Source organism: Pseudomonas sp. AP42 (assembly GCF_001728935.1).
In the GTDB taxonomy this organism is placed as follows: domain Bacteria; phylum Pseudomonadota; class Gammaproteobacteria; order Pseudomonadales; family Pseudomonadaceae; genus Aquipseudomonas; species Aquipseudomonas lactis.
Genome location: NZ_LYSO01000208.1, coordinates 1 through 2,697, shown reverse-complemented (window position 1 = coordinate 2,697; position 2,697 = coordinate 1). Strand labels below are relative to the sequence as shown.

The following is a 2,697-nucleotide window of genomic DNA, read 5'->3' as shown; positions in this document are numbered from 1 at the left end:
GGAATTTAATCTTGACGATGACCTACTCTCACATGGGGAAACCCCACACTACCATCGGCGATGCATCGTTTCACTGCTGAGTTCGGGATGGGATCAGGTGGTTCCAATGCTCTATGGTCGTCAAGAAATTCGGGTACTGAGTCGTGACCAGCTGGCCTCGCTTCAGCAAATTGGGTATGTGACAGCTTTCGGTGTTTTGTGAGCGTCGAACTTTCGGTTCATCTTCGTCTTCACACACCGCAATCTGATGCTCGTTAGAGTAGTCAAATTGCTTGGGTGTTATATGGTCAAGCCTCACGGGCAATTAGTATTGGTTAGCTCAACGCCTCACAGCGCTTACACACCCAACCTATCAACGTCGTAGTCTTCGACGGCCCTTCAGGGAACTCAAGGTTCCAGTGAGATCTCATCTTGAGGCTAGTTTCCCGCTTAGATGCTTTCAGCGGTTATCTATTCCGAACATAGCTACCCGGCAATGCCACTGGCGTGACAACCGGAACACCAGAGGTTCGTCCACTCCGGTCCTCTCGTACTAGGAGCAGCCCCTCTCAAATCTCAAACGTCCACGGCAGATAGGGACCGAACTGTCTCACGACGTTCTAAACCCAGCTCGCGTACCACTTTAAATGGCGAACAGCCATACCCTTGGGACCGGCTTCAGCCCCAGGATGTGATGAGCCGACATCGAGGTGCCAAACACCGCCGTCGATATGAACTCTTGGGCGGTATCAGCCTGTTATCCCCGGAGTACCTTTTATCCGTTGAGCGATGGCCCTTCCATACAGAACCACCGGATCACTAAGACCTACTTTCGTACCTGCTCGACGTGTCTGTCTCGCAGTCAAGCGCGCTTTTGCCTTTATACTCTACGACCGATTTCCGACCGGTCTGAGCGCACCTTCGTACTCCTCCGTTACTCTTTAGGAGGAGACCGCCCCAGTCAAACTACCCACCATACACTGTCCTCGATCCGGATAACGGACCTGAGTTAGAACCTCAAAGTTGCCAGGGTGGTATTTCAAGGATGGCTCCACGCAGACTGGCGTCCACGCTTCAAAGCCTCCCACCTATCCTACACAAGCAAATTCAAAGTCCAGTGCAAAGCTATAGTAAAGGTTCACGGGGTCTTTCCGTCTAGCCGCGGATACACTGCATCTTCACAGCGATTTCAATTTCACTGAGTCTCGGGTGGAGACAGCGCCGCCATCGTTACGCCATTCGTGCAGGTCGGAACTTACCCGACAAGGAATTTCGCTACCTTAGGACCGTTATAGTTACGGCCGCCGTTTACCGGGGCTTCGATCAAGAGCTTCGCGTTAGCTAACCCCATCAATTAACCTTCCGGCACCGGGCAGGCGTCACACCCTATACGTCCACTTTCGTGTTTGCAGAGTGCTGTGTTTTTAATAAACAGTCGCAGCGGCCTGGTATCTTCGACCGGCATGAGCTTACGGAGCAAGTCCTTCACCCTCACCGGCGCACCTTCTCCCGAAGTTACGGTGCCATTTTGCCTAGTTCCTTCACCCGAGTTCTCTCAAGCGCCTTGGTATTCTCTACCCAACCACCTGTGTCGGTTTGGGGTACGGTTCCTGGTTACCTGAAGCTTAGAAGCTTTTCTTGGAAGCATGGCATCAACCACTTCGTTAACTAAAAGTTAACTCGTCATCAGCTCTCGGCCTTAGAATCCCGGATTTACCTAAGATTCCAGCCTACCACCTTAAACTTGGACAACCAACGCCAAGCTGGCCTAGCCTTCTCCGTCCCTCCATCGCAATAACCAGAAGTACAGGAATATTAACCTGTTTTCCATCGACTACGCTTTTCAGCCTCGCCTTAGGGACCGACTAACCCTGCGTCGATTAACGTTGCGCAGGAAACCTTGGTCTTTCGGCGTGGGTGTTTTTCACACCCATTATCGTTACTCATGTCAGCATTCGCACTTCTGATACCTCCAGCAAGCTTCTCAACTCACCTTCACAGGCTTACAGAACGCTCCTCTACCGCATCACTTACGTGATACCCGTAGCTTCGGTGTATGGTTTGAGCCCCGTTACATCTTCCGCGCAGGCCGACTCGACTAGTGAGCTATTACGCTTTCTTTAAAGGGTGGCTGCTTCTAAGCCAACCTCCTAGCTGTCTAAGCCTTCCCACATCGTTTCCCACTTAACCATAACTTTGGGACCTTAGCTGACGGTCTGGGTTGTTTCCCTTTTCACGACGGACGTTAGCACCCGCCGTGTGTCTCCCATGCTCGGCACTTGTAGGTATTCGGAGTTTGCATCGGTTTGGTAAGTCGGGATGACCCCCTAGCCGAAACAGTGCTCTACCCCCTACAGTGATACATGAGGCGCTACCTAAATAGCTTTCGAGGAGAACCAGCTATCTCCGAGCTTGATTAGCCTTTCACTCCGATCCACAGGTCATCCGCTAACTTTTCAACGGTAGTCGGTTCGGTCCTCCAGTTAGTGTTACCCAACCTTCAACCTGCCCATGGATAGATCGCCCGGTTTCGGGTCTATTCCCAGCGACTAGACGCCCTATTAAGACTCGCTTTCGCTACGCCTCCCCTATTCGGTTAAGCTCGCCACTGAAAATAAGTCGCTGACCCATTATACAAAAGGTACGCAGTCACCCAACAAAGTGGGCTCCCACTGCTTGTACGCATACGGTTTCAGGATCTATTTCACTCCCCTCTCC

At 51.8% G+C, this 2,697-nt stretch carries 2 rRNA genes; both read right to left on the bottom strand.

The features are described 5' to 3' along the window. Window positions 1–9: 9 nt before the first annotated feature. Window positions 10–125, bottom strand: a 5S ribosomal RNA gene (rrf, locus tag A7K61_RS30490). A 158-nt stretch (window positions 126–283) separates the two neighbouring features. Next, window positions 284–2,697, bottom strand: a 23S ribosomal RNA gene (locus A7K61_RS30485); the annotation flags it as partial.